The 20,775-nt window shown below is 63.4% G+C and carries 21 protein-coding genes and 1 pseudogene; 10 read left to right on the forward strand and 12 right to left on the reverse strand.

Annotation, left to right across the window (positions count from 1 at the left end):
* From FJ426_RS29830 to FJ426_RS29840, 3 genes are all read left to right on the forward strand, one after another.
* Nucleotides 1-301: fatty acid desaturase (locus FJ426_RS29830; RefSeq protein WP_181171677.1), on the forward strand; the 301-nt coding region annotated here is incomplete at its 5' end.
* Between the two features lie 28 nt (nt 302-329).
* Complete coding sequence (locus tag FJ426_RS29835) at nt 330-641, forward strand: MocE family 2Fe-2S type ferredoxin (RefSeq protein ID WP_140515869.1); 312 nt, start codon at nt 330-332, stop codon at nt 639-641.
* A 49-nt stretch (nt 642-690) separates the two neighbouring features.
* Nucleotides 691-1,491, forward strand: a complete 801-nt coding sequence (locus FJ426_RS29840) for a 3-methyl-2-oxobutanoate hydroxymethyltransferase (protein WP_140562373.1) — start codon at nt 691-693, stop codon at nt 1,489-1,491.
* Here FJ426_RS29840 and FJ426_RS29845 read toward each other — a convergent pair.
* Nucleotides 1,456-1,941 carry an aromatic amino acid lyase gene (locus FJ426_RS29845; protein ID WP_246675633.1) on the reverse strand — a complete coding sequence of 162 codons (486 nt, stop codon included), beginning with the start codon at nt 1,939-1,941 and terminating at the stop codon, nt 1,456-1,458. The genes FJ426_RS29840 and FJ426_RS29845 overlap by 36 nt on opposite strands.
* A pseudogene (locus FJ426_RS29850) lies at nt 1,890-2,136 on the reverse strand (ornithine cyclodeaminase family protein); the annotation flags it as partial. The gene FJ426_RS29845 and the pseudogene FJ426_RS29850, both read right to left, overlap by 52 nt.
* A 19-nt stretch (nt 2,137-2,155) precedes the next feature.
* Between FJ426_RS29850 and FJ426_RS29855 the strand changes: the two are divergent.
* The 7 genes from FJ426_RS29855 to FJ426_RS29885 all read left to right on the forward strand — a co-directional run bounded on the left by FJ426_RS29855 (nt 2,156) and on the right by FJ426_RS29885 (nt 11,475).
* A complete protein-coding gene (locus FJ426_RS29855; RefSeq protein WP_140562375.1) occupies nt 2,156-3,589 on the forward strand; it encodes a DHA2 family efflux MFS transporter permease subunit in 1,434 nt (477 codons plus the stop codon).
* Between the two features lie 271 nt (nt 3,590-3,860).
* Nucleotides 3,861-4,847: an ABC transporter permease gene (locus tag FJ426_RS29860; RefSeq protein ID WP_140499878.1), complete on the forward strand. Its 987-nt coding sequence runs from the start codon at nt 3,861-3,863 to the stop codon at nt 4,845-4,847.
* A 118-nt stretch (nt 4,848-4,965) separates the two neighbouring features.
* Nucleotides 4,966-5,991 (forward strand): sugar ABC transporter substrate-binding protein, encoded by a 1,026-nt coding sequence (locus FJ426_RS29865; RefSeq protein ID WP_140562376.1) that lies wholly within the window; start codon nt 4,966-4,968, stop codon nt 5,989-5,991.
* Nucleotides 5,992-6,220: 229 nt separating this feature from the next.
* Nucleotides 6,221-8,344: an SMP-30/gluconolactonase/LRE family protein gene (locus FJ426_RS29870; RefSeq protein WP_140825682.1), complete on the forward strand. Its 2,124-nt coding sequence runs from the start codon at nt 6,221-6,223 to the stop codon at nt 8,342-8,344.
* Entirely contained in the window at nt 8,341-9,390 is a 1,050-nt protein-coding gene (locus FJ426_RS29875; RefSeq protein ID WP_140562379.1) for a hypothetical protein, read from the forward strand. Before FJ426_RS29870 ends, FJ426_RS29875 begins: the two co-directional genes overlap by 4 nt.
* Nucleotides 9,390-10,886, forward strand: coding sequence for a sugar ABC transporter ATP-binding protein (locus FJ426_RS29880; protein ID WP_140562381.1), 1,497 nt, complete (start codon nt 9,390-9,392; stop codon nt 10,884-10,886). The genes FJ426_RS29875 and FJ426_RS29880 overlap by 1 nt, the downstream gene beginning before the upstream one ends.
* 181 nt (nt 10,887-11,067) lie before the next feature.
* On the forward strand, nt 11,068-11,475 hold the full coding sequence (locus FJ426_RS29885; protein ID WP_140499869.1) for a carboxymuconolactone decarboxylase family protein: 408 nt from the start codon (nt 11,068-11,070) through the stop codon (nt 11,473-11,475).
* A gap of 11 nt (nt 11,476-11,486) precedes the next feature.
* Here FJ426_RS29885 and FJ426_RS29890 read toward each other — a convergent pair whose 3' ends face one another.
* The 10 genes from FJ426_RS29890 to FJ426_RS29935 form a co-directional block, all read right to left on the reverse strand.
* Nucleotides 11,487-12,374, reverse strand: a complete 888-nt coding sequence (locus tag FJ426_RS29890) for an amidohydrolase (RefSeq protein WP_181167212.1) — start codon at nt 12,372-12,374, stop codon at nt 11,487-11,489.
* Nucleotides 12,374-13,450 (reverse strand): VWA domain-containing protein, encoded by a 1,077-nt coding sequence (locus FJ426_RS29895; RefSeq protein WP_181172832.1) that lies wholly within the window; start codon nt 13,448-13,450, stop codon nt 12,374-12,376. Before FJ426_RS29895 ends, FJ426_RS29890 begins: the two co-directional genes overlap by 1 nt.
* 101 nt (nt 13,451-13,551) lie before the next feature.
* Nucleotides 13,552-14,433: a MoxR family ATPase gene (locus FJ426_RS29900; RefSeq protein ID WP_140562382.1), complete on the reverse strand. Its 882-nt coding sequence runs from the start codon at nt 14,431-14,433 to the stop codon at nt 13,552-13,554.
* A gap of 8 nt (nt 14,434-14,441) precedes the next feature.
* On the reverse strand, nt 14,442-15,446 hold the full coding sequence (locus tag FJ426_RS32125; RefSeq protein ID WP_140562384.1) for a molybdopterin cofactor-binding domain-containing protein: 1,005 nt from the start codon (nt 15,444-15,446) through the stop codon (nt 14,442-14,444).
* Nucleotide 15,447: 1 nt separating this feature from the next.
* Complete coding sequence (locus FJ426_RS32130) at nt 15,448-16,815, reverse strand: xanthine dehydrogenase family protein molybdopterin-binding subunit (RefSeq protein ID WP_140562385.1); 1,368 nt, start codon at nt 16,813-16,815, stop codon at nt 15,448-15,450.
* A 10-nt stretch (nt 16,816-16,825) separates the two neighbouring features.
* On the reverse strand, nt 16,826-17,308 hold the full coding sequence (locus tag FJ426_RS29915; protein ID WP_140499861.1) for a (2Fe-2S)-binding protein: 483 nt from the start codon (nt 17,306-17,308) through the stop codon (nt 16,826-16,828).
* Between the two features lie 52 nt (nt 17,309-17,360).
* Complete coding sequence (locus FJ426_RS29920; RefSeq protein ID WP_140562387.1) at nt 17,361-18,155, reverse strand: FAD binding domain-containing protein; 795 nt, start codon at nt 18,153-18,155, stop codon at nt 17,361-17,363.
* A gap of 10 nt (nt 18,156-18,165) precedes the next feature.
* The gene (locus FJ426_RS29925) at nt 18,166-18,609 is read right to left on the reverse strand and encodes an SRPBCC family protein (RefSeq protein ID WP_140499858.1); all 444 of its coding nucleotides are present in this window, start codon (nt 18,607-18,609) and stop codon (nt 18,166-18,168) included.
* Between the two features lie 117 nt (nt 18,610-18,726).
* Nucleotides 18,727-19,554, reverse strand: coding sequence for an AraC family transcriptional regulator (locus FJ426_RS29930; RefSeq protein WP_140499857.1), 828 nt, complete (start codon nt 19,552-19,554; stop codon nt 18,727-18,729).
* A 177-nt stretch (nt 19,555-19,731) separates the two neighbouring features.
* Nucleotides 19,732-20,730 (reverse strand): ABC transporter permease, encoded by a 999-nt coding sequence (locus FJ426_RS29935; RefSeq protein WP_140562389.1) that lies wholly within the window; start codon nt 20,728-20,730, stop codon nt 19,732-19,734.
* Nucleotides 20,731-20,775: the final 45 nt, after the last annotated feature.

Genomic DNA, 20,775 nt, shown 5'->3' on the forward strand with positions numbered 1-20,775 from the left:
CACGCGCACCGTCTACATGAACCCGATCAGCCGGTTCATCTACTGGAACATGAACTATCATGTGGAGCACCACATGTTCCCGATGGTGCCCTATCATGCGCTGCCCAGGCTGCATGAGCTGATCAAGCACGACCTGCCCGTGCCGAACCCGTCGATGTGGCATGCCTATCGCGAGGTCTGGCCGGTCCTGCTCAGGCAGCTGAAATACGAGGACTACTACCTCAAGCGCGAGCTGCCGCCGACGGCCAGGCCCTATCGCGGCGAATTCCATGAGTTCGACATGTCGGCGGCGGCTGAATAAGGATCGCGAATGCTTGCGGGAGACAGAGATGGTCGATTGGATTGAAGCGTGTGCGGTGGACGATGTCGAGGAAGAGGATGTCATCCGCTTCGACCACGGTGGCCGAACCTTCGCGATCTATCGCTCCCCGGACAATGAATTCTTCGCCACCGACGGTTTCTGCACGCATGAGAAGGCACATCTCGCCGACGGGCTGGTGATGGACGACATCATCGAATGTCCCAAGCACAATGGCCGCTTCAACTATAAGACCGGCCAGGCCAAGGGCGCGCCGGTCTGCGTCAATCTTGCGACCTATCCGGTGAAGATCGAAGCTGGCAAGGTGATGATCGAGATCTGAAGCGCGGCACACCGATCCGGCACCGCGGCAAGCAAAAGAGGAACGTTTAATGAGCCGAAAGAGACCGACCGTCGCCGACCTGCGCGCCATGAAAGGCAAGCGTCAGCTGACCATGCTGCGCGCGCTGACCCTGGACGAAGCGGAAGCTGCCGAGCGGGCAGGGGTCGATATCGTCTCCGTGCCGCCGGAACTCGTGCTCAACCCGCAATACCGCGATGCGGCACCGAGCCTGTTCACCATGCCGGGAGACAATTTCTACGAAATCGGCACATCGGATGATTTCCTGCGTTGGGCTTTCCGGCTCTACAAGGCCGGCGCCGACGCGGTCTATTGCAGCGCGGGCTACGCCACCATCAAGCGCATGGCGGACGATGCCATCCCCGTCATCGGCCATGTCGGCCTCATTCCATCCCGCGCGACGTGGACCGGCGGCTTCAAGGCGGTAGGCAAGACCGCCGGCGCCGCCATGCAGGTGTTCGAAGCGGTGAAACAGCTCGAGGCCGCCGGCGCCATCGGCGCCGAAATCGAAGTGGTGCCGGTCGAGGTCGCCAAGGCGATCTCCGAGCGTACCTCGCTGATCATGCTGTCGATGGGCGCGGGCACCGGTTGCGACGCGCAATATCTGTTCGCCGAAGATATCCTCGGGCAGAATCGGGGCCACATGCCACGACACTCCAAGGTCTATCGCAACTTCGCCGCTGAATATGATCGGTTGCAGGCGGAGCGGGTGGCTGCATTCTCCGAATATGTCGCCGACGTCAACAGCGGCGTCTATCCCGAGGACAGGCATGTGGTGCACATGGACCCGGCCGAGCTACGCCTGTTCCTGGACAAGGTCGGTCGGGGCTAAGGTCGGCTGCCATCTGTCGCTGGCAAGCGCTGTATGCAGCGCTTCGGCTTCGATGCCGAGCGGCCGATCCTCCTTCAGCGCCGGCACCAGCGCGCGTATCGCCGTATGGATAGCGGCTGTGCGCGGCGCCAGCGTCAGCCCGTCGCGCAGATCGACGGCCTGGGCGGCCGCCATCAGTTCGAAGGCGATCAACCGGCGCCACAGTGCAATCATGGCGGCGCATTTCGAAACGGCCAGCGGCGTCTGCGTGGGATGGTCCTCGACGCCCTCGGAGACGGGCAGGAAATCGAGCATCACCGGATTGGCCTTGTGGCGGATGGCGGCCAGGATCGATGTTACCGTCTTCTGCAGCGGCACGAAGCCGGCCGATGCGCCGCCGACCGGCGACAGGTATTTCGGACCGCGCTCATCGTGCCATAGGGCACGACCAGCGCACCACGCTTGATCCAATCGGTCTTCAGCAGCGGCTGCGGCTTCGGCAGCCGCGAGGCCTCGACGACGATGTCGGCGCCCTCGACGCAACTTTGCCAGTCGGCCACAGCCTTGACCGGCTTGCCGAGATCGGTGGAGAGCCTGGCGGCAAAGCCGTCGCGGCTTTTCCGGCCGGCGCGAATGGACACGGATCTGGACGCCGTCGGTCAAATGCTGTTCAAAGCGGTCCGTCATGACTGCCATTCCCGAGATTGAAGCTTCAGCCGACCCAGCCAGCAATTCGCGGCGTGTGGCGCTGATTGTCGCCATTGCCTTCTTCATGCAGCTCTTGGATTCGACGATCATCTCGACGTCGCTGCCGCAGATGGGCGCCTCCTTCGGCGTGCCGGCGGTGGCGATGAGCATCGGCATCACCATCTATATGCTGACCATGGCGGTGTTCGTGCCGCTGTCGGGCTGGCTCGCCGACCGGTTCGGCGCGCGCAACATCTTCCTGATGGCGATCGCACTGTTCGCGCTGGCTTCGCTCGCCTGCGGCTTCTCCGAGAATCTCACCGAGTTCGTCGCGGCGCGCGCCGCGCAAGGGCTGGGCAGCGCATTGATGACGCCGGTCGGCCGCATCCTAGTGCTGCGCAACGCGTCAAAATCGGAACTGCTCAACGCAACCGCGCTCATCACCTGGCCGGCGCTGTTCGCGCCTGTCGTTGGTCCGGTGCTTGGCGGTTTCATCACCACCTATCTCTCCTGGCACTGGAATTTCTTCATCAACATCCCGCTTGGGCTGATCGGGCTGGCGCTGGTCGCCCGCTTCATCCCCGGTGACCGTGAAGCCGATCCCAAGCCACTCGACTGGCCGGGTTTCTTCCTGACATCGGCGGGACTTGCTTGCCTTCTCTGCGGCCTCGAGCGTATCGCGCATCCCGACGACGGCGTGCTGCCGACGGTGCTGCTGGTCGCGGCAGGGATCGTCATCGGCTGGTTGGCGGTGCGGCATCTCCGGCGCGCGCCCCATCCGCTGCTCGACCTGTCCTCGTTCAAGGTGCTGACCTTCGCCATCTCGACGCTTGCGGCCGGCACCATATTCCGCGTCGCGATCAACGCCACGCCGTTCCTGCTGCCGCTTTTGTTCCAGGTCGGCTTTGGCATGAGCCCGGTCGATGCCGGCATGATGATCCTGGCCTATTTCCTCGGCAATCTCGGGATGAAGACGGTGACGACGCCGATGCTGCGCCACTTCGGCTTTCGTTCGGTGATGGTCGTCAACGGCGTCATTGCGTCCGCATCGATCATGGCCTGCGCGGCGATCTCGCCGCAGACGCCGCAGGCGCTCGTGGTGGGGCTGATGCTGATCGCCGGCCTGTCGCGTTCCATGCAGTTCACGGCGCTGAACACGCTGGCCTTCGCCGATATCGCCGCGGCGCAGCGCAGCTCGGCGGCGACCCTGTCCTCGATGCTGCAGCAGGTGGCAATGCTGTTCGGTGTGGCGATAGCTGCGGCGATCCTCAACCTGTCGCAGATCGCCAGGGCCCAGCCGGCGCTGGACCTCGTCGATTTTCGAGTCACCTTCCTGGTGATCGGCGTCATCGGGCTGGTGGCGTCGTTCCGTTTCCTGGTGTTGCCGAGGACCGCCGGCGCCGAGGTTTCCGGCCACATGGCCGGGAACTGAAATCGAATTTTCCCATCCACCGCAGGGTTAAATTCCATCTTCGCCTTGCGCCTTGGTGTCGTGCTTGCGCAAGACGCAGGGATGGCGCAAACAATTGCCAAAAGTGCTGAAGTTTCCGGGCATTGCGCCAGCATCAGCAATCAATGCGTCCACATCGCGAGTCTCGTCGGCAGTCCGTGTTTTGAACGCGGATTCATTTGACGAACCGACGTTGAGCCGATTAGCTTTCTTCCCAGGGGCGGCAGCGCTGCCGCCGGGGTGAAGACAGACAATGAACGCGATCGGTCGGCCGAGTTTCAAGAGCCTGAACCAGGAAGGTATTGTCTTTGCCATAGCGGTGATGCTGTTCATTGCCGCGGCCATAGGCCTGCCGGGCTTCATCGCTCCGAACAATCTCGTTGCCATCGTTCGTTCGGTCTCGGTACTGGGCATATTGGCATTGGGCATGGCGGTCGTCATCATTGGCCGTGGCATCGACCTCTCGGCGGTGGCGATCATGGCGATGTCGGTCGCCTGGTATCTGCAGTTGATGAATTCAGGAACGCCTGACGGGCTCGCCTTCGCCTATGTGCTGGCCGGCGTGCTCGCCATCGGCCTGCTCAACGGCTTTCTCGTCGCTTACGCCGACGTGCCGGCGATCTTCGTGACGCTTGCCACCGGCTCCTTCGTCTTCGGCTATGTGCGCTCGCAACTGATCACGCAGGATGCGGTTCCGGTGCCGCAGGGCCATTGGGTGGAACTGCTTGGCGGCCTGCGCTTCCTCGACATTCCCATCGAGGTGTTCGTCTTCGCTGCACTGGCTTTCCTGTTCTTCCTGTTCCTGCGCTACACCAAATGGGGCCGCTACATCTATTTCGCCGGCGATAATCCGGTCGCCGCGCGCAACATCGGTATTCCAGTGCGGCCGATGCTGGTGCTGCGCTATGTGCTTTCCGCCTTCGTGGCGTTGATCGCCGGCCTGCTGACAGCGGCCAGCCTGCATTCGATCAACACCCGCGTCGTCAACTCGACGCTGCTCTACGACATCGTGCTGGTGGCGGTGATCGGCGGCATCGGGCTTTCGGGCGGACGAGGCGGGGTGCGAAACGTGCTGGTCGGAGCGGCGCTGATCGGCATCCTGCTCAATGCGATGACCATCATCGACATTCCGCTGCTCTACCAAAACCTGATCAAGGCGGCGATCCTGCTCGGTGCCATCATCGTCGACGGCATCATCAATCCGCGTGACGAACAGACGGCGCAGCAGGGCGACATCTAGAGCATGATCCCGAAAAGTGGGAACTTTTCGGAAAAGATCATGCTCAAACAGGAAGACTAGACCAAAGCGGACGGTTGGGGCCGGCCGTAAATAACAACGACCAACCAGAGGATGTGACATGAAACTGATCAAAACATTGATGGCCGCCGCGACGGCGCTTGCGGTCACCGCGTTCGTGGCGCCGAGCTTCGCTGCCGACGATCCGGGCCCCGCTGCCTATGCGCAGGCACTCAAGGGCAAACGCGTCATGCTGGTGCCGCTGGCGATGGGCTTCGACCTGGCGCAGGGCTGGGCGCACTATTTGAAGACCGAAGTCGAGGCCTGGGGCGGCACGTTCGAGACGCGCGATCCGAACTGGGTCGTCGATGCCGGCGCGCAGGCGATCACCGATGCCATCTCCTCCGACACCAGGCCTGACGTGCTGATCATCCACGCGCCCGACCTCAATTCCTACTCCAAGCTGATGAAGAAGGCGCAGGCAGCCGGCACCTACGTGATCCTGGTCGACAATCCCGCCAATTTCCCGGCCGATGCCTTTGTCGGCAGCGATTGGGACCGGCTCGGCCAACTCGAGGCGGAAGCCGCGATCAAGGGCTGCGGCGAGAACTCGTCCAAAAAGATCGGCCTTGTGCAGGGCGATCAAGCGAACTCCTCCAGCCTTTATCAGTACGCCGGCATCATGAAGGTACTGGAAAAGCATCCCGAGTTTCAGGTCGTGGCCAAGCCCGACTCCAACTGGGATGCGACCACCTCGCGCAATGTCACGACGACGATGCTGCAGCAGAACCCCGACATCTGCTCGATCATCGACTTCTGGGATGGTGATGCTACCGGCGCGTCGGCCGCGATCCGTGACGCCAAGCTCGACGGCAAGGTTTTCCTGGTCACCACCGGCGGCGGCGAAAAGGCGGCCGACTGCGACAAGCTGCAGGACGGCACTTATGGCGCGGTTGTCATGACCGACCTTGCCCGGCAGTCGGGCGACATGAATGCCATCATAAAGTTCCTGCTGCAGAGCGGCCAGCCGGCCGGCACGTCGCACACCTACATCTACACGCTGGAGAAGGCGACGACCAAGGCCGACCTCAAGCCCGACAGCTGCTGGGACCTGAAGGCGTTGCAAGCGGAAGCCGCGGCGAAGTAGGTCGCGAGTTTACGCCTGATATCAACATGGCGGCCGGGTTGTACGTGGACAATCGCCAACCTCAGCGCTGCCCCTCACCTTACCCTCTCTTCGTGAAAACGGGGAGAGGGGGCGTCTTCACGGGGAGAAGGTGCCGGCAGGCGGATGAGGGGCAGCGGCGAAGTTGAGAATTGCTCCGGAGCGATTACCCGGCCACCTTTTTCTCTTCTCTCGCAATAGCAGTGACCTGATGTCCTTTCGCGAACGCCTCCAGGCCTGGCGCTACAATCTCGTGCCCGACCATCTGGTCGGCGAGATACTGACCAAGCGCTGGACCGACAATGCCATTCCCTTCCTGGCACTGGTGGCAACACTCGGCGTGTTCGGTTCGATCATTCCGGGCTTCTTCAAACTGACCTCGCTGCAGGAATCGACCCGCCAGCTCGGTGAATTCTCGATGGTCGTCACCGGCATGACGGTGGTGATGCTTGGCGGCGGCATCGACCTGTCGGTCGGCTCGATCTTTGCGCTGTCCTGCTTTTCGGCCGTCTATGTCTTCTTCATCCTCGAACAGTCGATCTGGCTGGCGCTGGCCGCTTCGCTTGCCGCCGGCCTCGTCTTCGGCGCCGTCAACGGCTATCTCGTCGGATACCTCAGGCTGCGCGCCTTCCTCACCACGCTGGTGACCTTCATTTTCGGGCGGGCGCTGTTCGACATCCTGGTCACCACCTATGCCGCCGATGTGCAGCTGTCCCAAGCCACCTCCGATGTGCTCGACTTCATCGGCGACGGCACCTTCTGGGGCCTGTCGGTCTCGGTGTGGCTGGCCATTATCCTCGCCATCGTCACTCATATCACGCTGACGCGCTCGCGGCCCGGCTGGCATGTGCTGGCGGTTGGCGGCTCCCGGCGCTCTGCCCACAATGCCGGCATCCGTGTGCGCAGCACCGTGTTCATGACTTATGTCTTCTCAGGCTTCTGCGCCTCGATCGGCGGCTTCCTCATAGCTTGCCGGCTGAGCGGAGCAGGGCCGGGCACCGGCCTCAACCTCGAGATCATGGCGCTGACCGCGGCGGTGGTCGGCGGCGTCAGCCTCGGAGGCGGGCGCGGCTCGGTGATCAAGGGGCTGATGGGCGCCATCATCGTTTTGACCATGACCAACGGCCTGATCAGGCTGGGCTACGGTACCGGCACCAACCAGATGGTGCTGGGCATCATGCTGGCGGTGGCGGTGACGATCGACATCCGCTGGCTGAAGAACCGCCACAAGGTGCTGAACGAGGTCTATGTCGCGCCGGTCTATCTCAGGATGGGCGAGACGCAGTCGGCGGCGCCCGGCTCCGGCACATCATACGAACTCGACGACAGGCTGTCGGGCGCCGACCATATCGGGCTCGGCGAACTGGAGGGACCGGAAGATGTCATTCTCGACCGTGACGACCACCTCTATTGCGGCACGCGCCATGGCGAGATCGTCCGCTTCTTCGCGCCGGGCTATGTGAAGTCGGAAGTGTTCGCTCATATCGGCGGCTTTCCGCTCGGCCTTGCCTTCGACAAATCAGGCAATCTGATCAGTTGTGTCGGCGCCATGGGGCTCTATTCCGTCTCGCCCGATCGTGAGGTCAAACGCCTGTCGGCCGAAACGTCGCGCTCCTGGACATCGGTCGTCGACGACGCACGGCTGCGCGATCCCAACGACTGCGACATAGCACCGGACGGCCGCATCTATTTCACCGACTCGACCAAGCGCTACGACGCGCATGACTGGGCGCTGGATTCGATCGAGAACCGCGCCACCGGCCGTCTTCTGGTCTATGACCCGAAGGACGCATCGACCAGGACGCTGCTCGACGGCTACCGCTACACCAACGGCGTGTGCATGGCGCATGACGGCAAGTCGCTGTTCTTCGCCGAGAGCTGGGCCTGCCGTGTGCATCGCTACTGGCTGGAAGGGCCGAAGGCCGGCACCGCCGAATGCGTCATCCGGGACATGCCGGGCTACCCCGACAACATCAACCGCGCTTCCGACGGCAATTACTGGATGGCGTGGCTCGGCATGCGCACCCCGAGTTTTGATCTCTCGCTGCGCCACCCCGACATGCGCAAGCGCATGACACGCCGGCTGCCGCAGGACGAATGGCTGTTCCCCAACATCAACACCGGCGGCGTGGTGAAATTCACGGAGAAGGGCGACATCGTCGAGGCGTTGGGCGACCTCTCGGGCGGCGCGCATCCGATGGTCACCTCGATGCGCGAGCACAAGGGATATCTCTTCGTCGGCGGCATCCTCAACAACCGCATCGGCCGCTACAAGATTGCTGGCGCCGACCCGAATTGGACCAGCCCGGCTTCCTATTGGGGAGTAAAGCCATGATCCTCGATCCGGTCCTGGATATCTTTCGCGGCAAGGCCGTCACCATCCCGCCGCTGGATGGCGCTTTCCGACCCAACACGCAGCTCGACGATGCGCCGGCTTTTGCCGAACTGGCCGAACCGGACAACCTGCTGAGTGCTGGCGACAAGCTGCTCGTTTCCAGCGGCAACGCAGTCTATTCGATTGCCGCCGGAATCGCGCCCAAGCTGGTCGAGACCTTTTCGTCCACCATTTCCGCGCTGGCGCTCTCGCCATCGGGCGAGCTGACGGTCGGATTGGAAAGCAGCAAGCTGCTGGTCGGCGGCAGGGATGTTTCGCTACCGGCCGGTGTCAGCTGCATCAACGCGCTCGCCTATGCCGATGACGGCGCTCTGTGGCTGGCCAATGGTTCGGCCGAATTCGCACCATCACAATGGGCGGCCGACCTGATGAAGAAAGGCGCGTCCGGATCGCTTTGGAAGCAGGATGCGGCAGGCGGGACCTTTCGCAAGGTGGCCGGCGCCATCGCCTTTCCCTATGGGCTCCATCCCGTCGGGGGGGATGTGCTGGTCAGCGAGAGCTGGCGCCATCAGCTCATCCGCTTCGATGCGGCAAGCGCCAGCCGCTCGATGGTATTGACCCATCTGCCCGGCTATCCCGCGCGGCTGTCGCCGGCAGCCGATGGCGGCGCGTGGCTGACCCTGTTTGCGCCGCGCAACCGGCTGATCGAATTCGTGCTGCAGGAGACGCATTACCGTCAGGACATGATCGAGCAGGTGCCGCCGGCCTATTGGATCGCACCGGCTCTGGCCTCAAGCCGCAGCTTCCTCGAACCGCTGCAATGCGGCGGCATCCGCACGATGGGCATCCACAAGCCCTGGTCGCCGAGCCGCTCCTACGGTCTGGTGGTCAGGCTCGACCAGAACATGCAGCCTCGGTTCAGCCTGCACAGCCGCGCCAACGGCATACGTCACGGCATTTGCAGCGTGGTTGAAAAAGATGGCAAACTGTTCGTCGCCTCGAAGGGCGGCGACTGCGTGTTGGCTGTCGATGCCGGGGGGTTTTGATGGAACCAATCGTGCGCCTGGAGAATGTCACCAAAAATTATCGCGGCGTGCCCGCGGTCAAGAATGTCAGCTTCGAATTGCGCAAGGGCGAGATCCACGCGCTGCTCGGCGAAAACGGCGCTGGAAAATCGACGCTGACCAAGATCATCGCCGGAGTGGTCGACGCCAGTTCGGGCAAGATGTTCCACAAGGGACGCGAGATCGCTTACGCCTCGCCGCATGCGGCGCTCGAGGCGGGCATCGCAATGGTGTTCCAGGAGACCAGCCTGGTGCCGTCGATGACGGTGGCGCAGAACCTCTATCTCGGCACCGAGAAATTCCTCAACCGGCTGCGCGGCACCTACATTTCGGCGCAGCAGTTCCTGCAGTCGCTGAATTTTCCGGTCGACCCGAACGCCATGGTGGCGACGCTTGGCGCGGCCAAGCGCCAGATGGTCGAGATCGCGCGCGCCGTGCACCACAATGCCGAGATCATTATCTTCGACGAGCCGACCGCGACGTTGACGCCGGAGGAGAAGCGGCACTTCTTCGCGCTGATTCGGCGGCTCAAGGCGCGCGGCGTCTCCATCGTCTTCATCAGCCATGCGTTGGAGGAGGCGCTGCTGATTGCCGACCGCATCACCATCCTGCGCGACGGCGAGTTGGTCATCACCGACGACACGTCGGCCTTCGATCGCGACCGGATCGTTGCCGCCATGGTCGGGCGCACGCTATCGGGGCAGATCTATCGCCAGCGCGACGAGGCCAAGCTGCGCAAGGCGGGCAAGAAAGTGCTGTCGGTGCAGGATATCTCAATGAGCAATGTCGTGCGCAACAATTCGTTCTCGATCTTCGAAGGCCAGATCACCGGCGTCTTCGGGCTGATCGGCTCCGGCCGCACCGAGACGTTCAAGATCGTGTCCGGCATTTACAAACGCGATTTCCTGCGCGGCGGGGCGATCGAGCTGGACGACAGGCCGGTGCGCTATCTCGTGCCGAGCGAAGCGGTGGCCGACGGCATCGTCTACGTCACGGAGGACCGCAAGAGCGAAGGTATTTTCGAGACGATGGGCATTGCCGAGAACCTGTTCGGCGGGCTGCTGGCGGCCGGCCGCGAAAAAGGCTGGGTGATCAATCAGCAGGAGATGCGCGCGCTCTCCGCCGAATGGACCAAGACGCTGAATATCAAGGCGATCAACGACAATGCGCGCGTGGTCGAGCTTTCCGGCGGCAACCAGCAGAAGGTGGTTATCGGCAAGGGGCTGGTGCAAAAGCCGCGCGTCGTCATCTTCGACGAGCCGACGCGCGGCGTCGATGTCGGCGCCATCGCCGAGATTCACCAGATCATCAACCGGCTGGCAGACGAGGGTCTGGCCGTCGTGGTCATCTCGTCCTACCTGCCGGAGATCATGAACCTGTCCGACCGGATCCTGGTCTGCCGCCAAGGCCGCATCGTCGAAGAGTTTTCGCCGGCGGAGGCGACGGAGGAGAAGATTATGTATGCGGCGGTGCATTAGAGGGTGTGTCGGTATTCAGGTGAGGCCGGCCTGCAAACGCCAGCTTGACTTGAATCTCGACATACCCTCGCGGTGCCGTTTGCGCCGCAAAAGGCGAATAGGCGAATGAAGTGAATGGATAGCGGCGGCTGTTCAGCGTCCGATTCAAACGTCCGGCATCGAAAAAACGAAAGGAAACACCATGGCCACCACCAGACTCCTGAGCGATGCCGAGGTGGAGAAAATCCCGGCCTTAAAGGCGGTGTTCGACGACATCCGCGCGACGCGCAAATCCGATTTCGTCAATAATTTCTGGCGCGGGCTGGCCAATGATCCTGCGGCGCTGAAGCGTATCTGGGAACAGCTCAAGGCGGTGATGGTTGCAGACAGTGCGATCGATCCGTTGACCAAGGAGATGATCTACATCGCGGTGTCGACCGCCAATGGCTGCTCCTATTGCGTCCATTCGCACACCGCGGCGGCGCGCGCCAAGGGCATGACAGACGCACAGCATGGCGAACTGGTGTCGATCATCGGGTTGGCGGGACAGACCAACCATCTGGTGACGGCAATGCAGATCCCGGTCGATCCACAGTTCGAGGTGAAGTGAGGAAAGACGCGTTACACCGGCCTGTAAACCTTCTCCGCCGCGTTCCAGAAAATGTCGGCTTCCGCCGCCGTGCCATGCTTCTCCACCGCATCGCGGTGCGCCTTGATCAGTTCGGCGTGGCCGGTCCAGAGCTTCTCGATCGGGAAGTTCGAGCCGAACATCAGATGGTCGCTGCCAAGAATATCGATCGCATTGTCGATGATGTAGGCGATCAGCGCCGGGTCGTTGCGGTGAACGAAGGTGCCGAGGCCAGACAGCTTGGCGTAGAGATTGGGCGCCGCCGACAGCGTGCGCAGGCCGGCCTTCCAGGCTTCGGTGGTTTCCGGTTCCATGCCGGTCAGCATGCCGGCGTGGGTCAGGATGAAATTCGTCTCCGGGTTTTCGCCGACCAGCGTCAGCCCGTCCTTCATCTGGGCGGGGAAGAGCTGCAGGTCGAAGGACAGGCCGTAATCCTTCAGCCGCGCGACGTTGGCGCGGACCTTGGGGTCGATCACCTGGTCGGCCGAGGCGGCGAAGCGGAAGGCCGGGGTCTCGTGCCAGTGCAGTTGCATGCGCACGCCGCGCAGCAGCCTGTATTTCATCAACCGGTCGATCTGCGGCCTGACATCGTCCACCGTCATGTCGGCATAGCCGACGATGGCGTGCGGCCAGCCGGTCTCGTCAGCGGTCTTCTGCAGGAAGGCGACCTCCTTCTCGAAATCCTCCTTGGCCCAATTGGTCTGGACATAAACGGCTTTTTCGACGCCCGAACCTTTTTGGTCGGCCAAAAATTCATCGATCGGATAGTCGCGGCGGATCGGTTCGTAAGGGCCGAAGATGCGCGGCACCATCGGGCCGACCAGCCATGGTTGGTCCTTCTGGCGCCAGATGTGGAAATGCGCGTCGATGGCTTTCTGCATCACGATACCCTTTTCCAGATGGTCGCGGCCGCCGGGGCGGGGCGTGCGAGCGACAGGATGAAATCGGTGAGGCCGGCCAGCGACGAGCCGTCGACCAGATCGTCGAGGTCGGGCAGGATGGCGCGCAGCGCCGCTGTCGCCGGCTGGAAGCGCGGATCGCCGGCCAGCGGGGTCGCCAGCGACAGCCGGAAGGCGCGGGCGCTAAGCCTGCGCATGGCAATCTCCAGTTCGGCATGGTCGCCGCGCTCCAGCGCGTCGGAGAGAATGACGACCGCGGCGCCGCGCGTGAACGACGAAAAGCGCGGCACCGAGAGGAATGCCAGCAGGGTCGGTCCCATGCGGGTGCCGCCATCCCAATCGTCGACCTGGGCCGCCGCGCGCGCCAGCGCCTGATCGCGGTCGCGGATGCGCAATGCCGAGGTGATGCGGGTGAGCCGCGTGCCGAAGGTAAAGATCTCGGCGCGGTCCGCGCCCTGCACGGCGGCATGCGCCAGCTTGAGATAGTCGGCGGTGTGCAGCTTCATCGAGCCGGAGACATCGATCAAGAGCAGCAGTTTGCGCGGCACGGTCTGGCGGCGGCGCAGCAGCGGCGAGGGGACATCGCCATCTGCGCCGACGATTTCCCTGAGCGAGCGGCGCAGGTCGAGCTTGCCGCGCGAATGGGTACGCACGGTGCGGAAGGAACGTCGGGCGGGCAGGGCCGATGACAGCTTTCGGCGAAACGCGGTCAGACTGTCGTCGTCGCGCTGGAAGTCGCGCGAGCTCAACTGCTCCAGGGCGGAAGACAACTCGCCGCCTTCCTGTTTCTGCTCGGCCTCGATCCGTTCGTCGTCGGCACCGCCATGATCCTTGATGCGCGTTTCCTCGTCTGCATCGCCTTCGATCACAGCTGACGCGTTGCCATAGAAATGGCTCTGGAAATGCGCTTCGAATTCGTCGCGGCGGTCAGGCGGCGGCGCTAGTGTGGCCAGGGCCGCCTCACGGATGTCCGCCATCGAGCGCGGCCCCAGCAGGGTCACGGCCTGCATGAAGCGGGAGACTTGTTCCGGGGCAATAGCGAAGCCGTAGCGGCGCAGCAGGCGAGCGAAGCTGAGCAAGGGCGTTGCGGCGCGGGGGAGATGTCCGGCAGGACAGAGGGGGGCGCTGCCCCGCCCGCGTTGCTGAATGACGTCGCGGCTCACGCCAGCACCTCGTCGACGATCCGGCCGAGCTCGGGCGCGATGTAGGACAGATCCTCCTCGTCCTTGATCAGCACGCCGATGGCGCGGCGGAAGGCTTCCGGCCATGGACTGCCGCCTTTTTCGAGAATGGTCGCGGCATTGGCCCATTCGACCGCCTCGGCGATGCCGGGCGGCTTGGCGAGTGGACGCGCGCGGATGGTCTGCACGGCTGTGGCCACGGCGCGTGCCGTTGCCTCTGCGACATCGCCGGCGCGCAGCATGATGATGGCCGCCTCACGCTCGGCATCGGGATAGCCAATCCAGTGATAGACGCAACGCCGCCGGAGCGCTTCGGCGAGTTCGCGGGTGCGGTTGGAGGTCAGGATGACGATCGGCTGTGCGGTGGCGCGGATGGTGCCGCGCTCGGGAATGCTGATCTGGAAGTCGGAAAGAAACTCCAACAGCAGCGCCTCGAATTCGTGGTCGGAACGGTCGATCTCGTCGACCAGCAGGATGCGCTGCTCCGGCGCCTTCAGGACCTGCAGCAGCGGGCGGGCGATCAGAAAGCGGTCGTCATAGATATCGACTTCTTGCTCGCCGGCATGGCGGATGGCGAGCAGCTGGCGCTGGTAGTTCCACTCATAGAGCGCATGCGCGGCGTCTATGCCTTCATAGCATTGCAACCGCACCAGATCGCGGCCGAGCAGTTCGGCCATTGCCTTGGCCGCTTCCGTCTTGCCGACGCCCGGAGCGCCTTCGAGCAGCAGCGGCTTGCCCAGCCGGATCGTCAGGAAGATGGCCGTCGCCAGGCTTTCATCAGCCAGATAATGCGCGGCAGCGAGGCGCTCGGCGACCGCTTCTGGCGAAGTCGCGACCGTTTCGGCGTTTACCTCGGGCATGTCGGTCCTCAGGTCGTCGCTTGCGCCTTGAGCGCACGCAAAATGCGTTCCGGCGTGATCGGTAGCGTGTCGATGCGCACGCCGACAGCGTCGAAAACGGCATTGGCGACCGCCGGAATCTGTGGATTGGCGCACATTTCGCCGGGCCCCTTGGCGCCGTAAGGACCATCTGCCGAGGGCCGCTCCAGCACGATAATCTCGGTTTCGGCCAGGTCGCCGGGACCTGGCATCAGATACTGGTTGAAGTCGGTGCCGCCGTGGTCACGGCTGGGATAATAGGGCTCGGTCGTTTCGTAGAGCGCATGGCTGATGCCCATCCAGGAGCCGCCGACCAGCTGCTGCTCGACCATTTTGGGGTTCAGCGCACGGCCGATCTCGAAGACGTTCTTCACTGTCAGCACCGTCACCTCGCCAGTCTCGTCATCGACCTCGACCTCGGCCACCGTGCAGGCATGCGCGTAGCAGGTCGATGGCTTCATCGCGCCGGTCTCCTTCTCCGGATAGGAGCGCGGGATGAGGAACATGCCGCGTCCCGAGATCGAGCGGCCGCGCTTGAAATGCGCCGACAGAGCGACGTCGAAGATCGAGATCGATTTCTGCGGCGCGCCCTTCACCAATATGTTGCCCTGACCGTCGGTCTCGAGGTCGGAGGCGTTGACCTCCAACTCCTCCGCGGCCACTTCCAGCATCACCTGGCGGGCTTCCTTGGCCGCCTGGATGACGGCGTTGCCGGCGCGGTGCGTGCCGCGCGAGGCGAAAGTGCCCATGCAGTGCGGGCCGGTGTCGGTGTCGGCGGTGTCGACGACGACGCGGTCGGTCGGCACGCCGATTGTCTCGGCGCAGATCTGCGCCATGATCTGCTTCATGCCCTGGCCGAGATCGACCGATGATAGGGTCACCATGAAATTGCCGGTTGGGGTCGAATGCACCAGCGCCTGGGTGGGATCGCCGCCAAGGTTCATGCCCGTGGGATAATTGATCGCGGCAACGCCGCGTCCGCGCCTGATCGCCATCTCAAGCTCCCTTCGCGTAGGAGGACATCGCCATGTATTTCTCGGCCACGGGCCAGTTGGCCGCGCGCGAGGCCTCCTGCATGCACTCTATGAGGGCCGCCCCTTCGGTCGGCTGGCGATGCGCCTTCATATCGCCGTCGCGATAGGCGTTGATGAAGCGGAATTCGAGCGGATCCATGCCGATCAGCCGCGCCAGCTTGTCCATCTGCACCTCCAGCGCGAAGTCACCCATCGTGACGCCGAAGCCGCGCATGGCGGAGGAGGGGGTGCGGTTGGTGTAGACGCAGTACGTGTCGATCCAGACATTGGGGATGGTGTAGGGGCCGGGATAGTGCCCCGCGCCCTTCTGGGCGCCATAGGGCGAATGGCGGGAGTAGGCGCCGGCGTCGGTGTAGCCGGTGACTTTGCGCGCGACGATGCGGCCGTCCTTCATCACGCCGTCCTTGATGACGACCTTTTCGGCCGCGCGAGGTGACGAGATCTGCATCTCCTCCTCGCGGCTGTAGGTAAAACAGACCGGTCGCCCTGTTAGCTTGGCGCCGAGGATCGCGATCGGTTCGACGATGACATCGACCTTGCCGCCAAAGCCGCCGCCGACCGTGCCGCCGACGAAATGCAGCTTGCTGCCCGGCATCTGCAAAATGATCGACGTGTTGTCGAGGGTGAAGAACATCGCCTGCGTGTTGGTATAGCAGGTGAAGCGGTCATTGCCCTCCGGTGCCACGATACAGCCGGTGGTCTCGGTCGGCGCATGCTCTATCGGCGAGGACTGGTAGCTTTGTTCGAGGACGTAGTCGGCCTCGGCAAACCCCGCCTCGACATCGCCGAAGCGCACCTTGCGGCACTCGCCGCTGTCATAGAGATAGTAGTTCTGGCCGTGATACTCGTTGACGAGGGGCGCGCCGGGCTTCAGCGCTTCCTCCATGTCGAAGACGGCCGGCAGCACCTCGTAGTCGACCTTGACCTTGGCCGCGGCTTCCTGGGCGGCGCGCTCCGTCTCGGCCAGCACCGCCACCACGGCCTCGCCCTTCCAGCGCACCTTGCCGTCGGCCAGAACCGCCTCGTCCTCCGGCCCGATCTGGATCAGGATCAGGATGGTGTAGACATTGTGCGGGACGTCCCTGGCGGTGAGAATTTTCACCACGCCCGGATGTTTTTCCGCTTCGGATGTATCGATCGATCGGATGCGGGCATGATGGTGCGGGCTGCGCACCATCTTCAGATGCAGCATGCCGGGAAAGTTGCGGTCGGCGAAATAGGCGGTTTTGCCGGTGACATGGCCGGGCGAATCCGAGCGGGGCCTCGGCTGGCCGATCTCGTTGAGGTCATCCTTGCGGACGTCCGAAAAATAGCTTTTGCGCAGTTCCATCTTGCTTCCCTCAGGCCGCGTTCTGCGAGTTGGCGCGAGCGGCGGTGAGCACCGCCTGGATGATAGGCTCGTAGCCTGTACAGCGGCATATGTTGCCCGACAGCGCTTCGACGACATCGTCGCGGCTGGGATCGGGCGTGTGGTCGAGCAACACCTTGGCCGCCATGAGCATGCCCGGCGTGCAGAAGCCGCATTGGGTGGCGAAGGCGTCGAGAAAGGCGCGCTGCAGCGGATGCAGGACGCCGCCTTCCGCAAGACCCGACGTGGTGGTGATGGCAGCGCCGTTGCAGGTCTCGGCGAGCGTCAGACAGGACAGCCGGAGCTCACCGTCGACGATCACCGAGCAGGCGCCACAGGTGCCTTGATGGCAGCCGCCCTTCGGCGAAGTGTCGCCGATCTTGTCGCGCAAGGCGTTGAGCAGCGTGGTGCCGCTTTCGACGAATTCGGCCTTCTCAGAACCGTTGAGCGTGAACTGGACGGGAACCTTTGCCATTCTTCCTCCTTGCGCGCCTGCCCCGCAGGGCAAGCGCGCGCACCGAATGTGACTAGCTGAGCAGCAGCCGACCGAGATGAACCGGCAGCACTTGCGCGCGATACCAGGCGCTGGCGATCGGGTCGGTGATAGGTGCGGTGCCGTCGTTGGTGGCAGCCAGAGCCAAAGCAATGCCGTCCGCGTCCAGTGTCCTGCCGAGCAGCGCTTTTTCGGCTGTCTTGGCTCGCATCGGCCGGTCGGCCATGCAGCCGAGCGCGATCCGCGCCGAGGATATCGTGCCGTCGCCGGCTTGTTCCAGGACAGCGGCGATACTGAGCACCGAGACGCCCTTGGGCTTTACCCGCGAGACCTTCACGAATCTAAAGCTTCCCTGTGCCGGCCGCGTGAAGCTGACCGAGGTGACGATCGCGCGGCTCCCGCCCCGCTTGGCCAGAAACGCTTCCATCGGCATTTCGCCGTCATTGGTGCTCACCATGGCGTCCAGCGCCAGCAGGGCGACTGCGAAATCGCCATAGGGGCTTGGCGCAAACAGATTGCCGCCGACGGTCGCCATGTTGCGGATCGCCGGACCGCCAACGGCACGCGCGGCCTTGGCAAGCTGGCCGAGCTCGGGATGGCGGGCGATCGCCGCCATGGTCACCGAAGCGCCGATGCGGATCGTGCCGCCGGAGACCGTGATGACCGACAAGGCCGGGTCGGTCGACCTGACAAGGCCGGAGACCGAAACGTCGCCCTCATTGGCGGCGCGTAAGACGAGCGTGCCACCGCCGAGATAGCGCGTGCCGGCGGCTTTCAGCGCCGCGCTGGCGTCTTTCACCGTTGCAAAACTCTGCAATGCCAGCGCCATGGCCCGCTCCTCAACCCTGGCCGGCGAAATGGCTCTTCAGGGCGTTGAAGCCGCCCTGGAAGACATTGGCGCCCATGCCCTCGGCCAGCTTGTCGGCTTCTTCGGGTGCTGCGTCGAAGCTGGCGGTCCATTCGGCATAGGTGCGGTCGCCGTCGGTGACGCGCCGCAATTGCAGCGTAGCCCTGTGGTTGGTGAGCGGCTGCGGCGTTTCCAGGATCGAATAGCTGACGAGGAAATTCTCATCGGAGAAATCGAGCAGCTTTTCGCGCAGCCGCGCGCCGCTGGCCAGCTGGAAGTTGCGCACGCAGCCGATCGTGATGGCGTCCTTGCCGTCCTCGATATGGCTTTCGACCATGCGCGGATGCCAATTCGGCAGTCCGTTGAAGTCGCGGATGCGCGCCCAGACCTTTTCGACCGGCGCGTCGATGACGGTGGAGATGGTGACATCAGCCATATGCTCTTTCCCTTGCAAACATTCTGCTTAGGACGGTAGGCCGACCGTGGTCGCGGTGCTTATCAATGCGTCTTGGGCACGTATCAATCAGTCTGAAAATAGCCGCTTTCCGGCCCGTCAGGACACTGCTCGCGCCGCTTCGCGATAGAGCGTCGGCGGCACGCCGACATGGTCGCGGAAGAAACGCGAGAAATTGCCCTGGGTGGTGAAGCCGAGATTGCAGGCGACCGATATCAGCGGCTCATGCGACCACTGGAGCTGGCGCACCGCTTCCTCCATGCGCAGCGTGTTCCAGTAGACGTTGGGCGTCAAACTGGTCTGTTCCTTGAACAGGGCGAAGAAATGCGGCCGCGACAGGCCGACGCTGCGCGCCACGTCATCGAACGAGATACGCTCGCAGACATTGGCTTTCATCAGCTGGATCGCCTTGCGGACGCGGAAATCCTGCATGGTGTTCACGCGGCCGCGCGGCTCCTGCGGAGCTGAAGCGTCGGCGGCATCCAGCACCGAGTCGATGAAGCGCTCGATCTCGTAACTGGCGACATCGTCGATGCTCTCATTGTCGGTCAGATGATCGAGCAGGCCGGCAGCAGCCTGGTGCAGCCAGGGTTCGAGCGTGATTGCCGCCTGCGCGAAAAGCGGCGCGGACGAGGGCAGGTCACGGCGCCGCCGTGCCCAGTCCGGGTCGATGTAAAAGGCGAGGAACAGGCCTGGGGTGCCGTCCTGCGACAGCACATGGCTATGCGGCTGCAGCGAGTTGATGCCGGCAGCCGTGCCAGGTCCAAGCAGGACCGTCTCACGGCCGATGGTCATCTCGCCGGCGGTGCCTTCCAGCCAGATGATGAGATGTGCCTCGACATGGGCATGGGTGACGAAGTCGCTCGCGACATTCAGGACAGAAACATGTCCGAACCGGCCCCAGTAGAGCCTGATCGCTTCCGTCATGGGTATATCCTCCCGCAAGCGACTGGCCTCCCTTCGCCTGCTTGGGGATTGTGCGGCCGGTTTTCCGTGTCCGTCAAGGCATAGCCGCACGCCCGGTATTCGCGGCAGGCCGCTTCAGCCGATTTTCAGACTGAGCGATAGGACCGAAATGAACGCCGCTTCGGCGAAGACAGGCTTTTAGTCGCTTCGCCTGAAGTTGCGGATGCGGTCGAACAGCACCGCCAGCAGGATGGCGCCGCCGATGAAGGTGCCCTGCCAGAAGGCGTTAATACCGAGCAGGCCGAGGCTGTTGCGGATCACCTCGATGAGGGCGGCACCCACGATGGCGCCAAAGGCGGTGCCGACGCCGCCGGCGAGATTGGCGCCGCCGATGACGGTGGCGGCGATGACCTGCAGCTCCATGCCGTTGCCGAGATTGGTGGTGACGGCGCCCAGCCAGCCGGTCTGGATGATGCCGGCTATTCCCGCCGACAACGCCGAGATCATGTAGACGGCGACCTTGATCTGGCGCACCGGAACGCCGGTCAGCGTCGCCGCATGCTCGTTGCCGCCAATGGCGAAGATGTGCCGGCCGAACTTGGTCCAGCGCAGGACGAAGCCGGTGATCAGCGTCAAAAGGATCATGTAGAGCACCGGATTGGCGATCCCGAACAGCCAGGCGCCGCCGCCCAGCGCCAGCAGCTTGTCGTGATCGGGCCCGAACTGGAAGACGACGGTGTTGTTGGAGGCCACCATGGCGAGGCTGCGGGCGATCGACAGCATGCCGAGCGTCACCACGAAGGGCGGAAAGCCGAGATAGGCGATCAGAATGCCGTTGAAGCCGCCGATGACGAGTGCGGTGACGATCGAAGCCAGGATGCCGACTTCGATCGAAAACCCGGCATGCATGGTAACGGCCAGCACCATCGAGCACAGGCACAGCACCGAACCGACCGAGAGGTCGATGCCGCCGGTGATGATGACGAAGGTCATGCCCAGCGCGACAATGGCGACGAAGGTGACGTTGCGGGTGATGTTGAAGAGGTTCTTCGGGGTGGCGAAGGCATCCGTGGCAAAGGACAGGAAGATACAGGCGAGGATGACGGCGATCACCACCCAGAACGTCTGGCTGGAGAGCAGCCGCGACAGAAAACTGTGCTGTTTCTGCGCGATCGTCTGATCAAGGGTGACTGCCATTATCGACCTTTCCTGCCGGGAGCGAAACGCGCCAGCGCAATGAAA

Source organism: Mesorhizobium sp. B2-6-4, assembly GCF_006441495.1.
Classification (GTDB): Bacteria; Pseudomonadota; Alphaproteobacteria; order Rhizobiales; family Rhizobiaceae; genus Mesorhizobium.

Excerpts from the sequence above, each read along its gene's own strand:
- FJ426_RS29835 (WP_140515869.1), top strand. The coding sequence starts at position 330 with ATGGTCGATTGGATTGAAGCGTGTGCGGTGGACGATGTCGAGGAAGAG.
- FJ426_RS29840 (WP_140562373.1), top strand. The coding sequence starts at position 691 with ATGAGCCGAAAGAGACCGACCGTCGCCGACCTGCGCGCCATGAAAGGC.
- FJ426_RS29855 (WP_140562375.1), top strand. The coding sequence starts at position 2,156 with ATGACTGCCATTCCCGAGATTGAAGCTTCAGCCGACCCAGCCAGCAAT.
- FJ426_RS29860 (WP_140499878.1), top strand. The coding sequence starts at position 3,861 with ATGAACGCGATCGGTCGGCCGAGTTTCAAGAGCCTGAACCAGGAAGGT.
- FJ426_RS29865 (WP_140562376.1), top strand. The coding sequence starts at position 4,966 with ATGAAACTGATCAAAACATTGATGGCCGCCGCGACGGCGCTTGCGGTC.
- FJ426_RS29870 (WP_140825682.1), top strand. The coding sequence starts at position 6,221 with ATGTCCTTTCGCGAACGCCTCCAGGCCTGGCGCTACAATCTCGTGCCC.
- FJ426_RS29875 (WP_140562379.1), top strand. The coding sequence starts at position 8,341 with ATGATCCTCGATCCGGTCCTGGATATCTTTCGCGGCAAGGCCGTCACC.
- FJ426_RS29880 (WP_140562381.1), top strand. The coding sequence starts at position 9,390 with ATGGAACCAATCGTGCGCCTGGAGAATGTCACCAAAAATTATCGCGGC.
- FJ426_RS29885 (WP_140499869.1), top strand. The coding sequence starts at position 11,068 with ATGGCCACCACCAGACTCCTGAGCGATGCCGAGGTGGAGAAAATCCCG.
- FJ426_RS29890 (WP_181167212.1), bottom strand. The coding sequence starts at position 12,374 with ATGCAGAAAGCCATCGACGCGCATTTCCACATCTGGCGCCAGAAGGAC.
- FJ426_RS29900 (WP_140562382.1), bottom strand. The coding sequence starts at position 14,433 with ATGCCCGAGGTAAACGCCGAAACGGTCGCGACTTCGCCAGAAGCGGTC.
- FJ426_RS32125 (WP_140562384.1), bottom strand. The coding sequence starts at position 15,446 with ATGGCGATCAGGCGCGGACGCGGCGTTGCCGCGATCAATTATCCCACG.
- FJ426_RS32130 (WP_140562385.1), bottom strand. The coding sequence starts at position 16,815 with ATGGAACTGCGCAAAAGCTATTTTTCGGACGTCCGCAAGGATGACCTC.
- FJ426_RS29915 (WP_140499861.1), bottom strand. The coding sequence starts at position 17,308 with ATGGCAAAGGTTCCCGTCCAGTTCACGCTCAACGGTTCTGAGAAGGCC.
- FJ426_RS29920 (WP_140562387.1), bottom strand. The coding sequence starts at position 18,155 with ATGGCGCTGGCATTGCAGAGTTTTGCAACGGTGAAAGACGCCAGCGCG.
- FJ426_RS29925 (WP_140499858.1), bottom strand. The coding sequence starts at position 18,609 with ATGGCTGATGTCACCATCTCCACCGTCATCGACGCGCCGGTCGAAAAG.
- FJ426_RS29930 (WP_140499857.1), bottom strand. The coding sequence starts at position 19,554 with ATGACGGAAGCGATCAGGCTCTACTGGGGCCGGTTCGGACATGTTTCT.
- FJ426_RS29935 (WP_140562389.1), bottom strand. The coding sequence starts at position 20,730 with ATGGCAGTCACCCTTGATCAGACGATCGCGCAGAAACAGCACAGTTTT.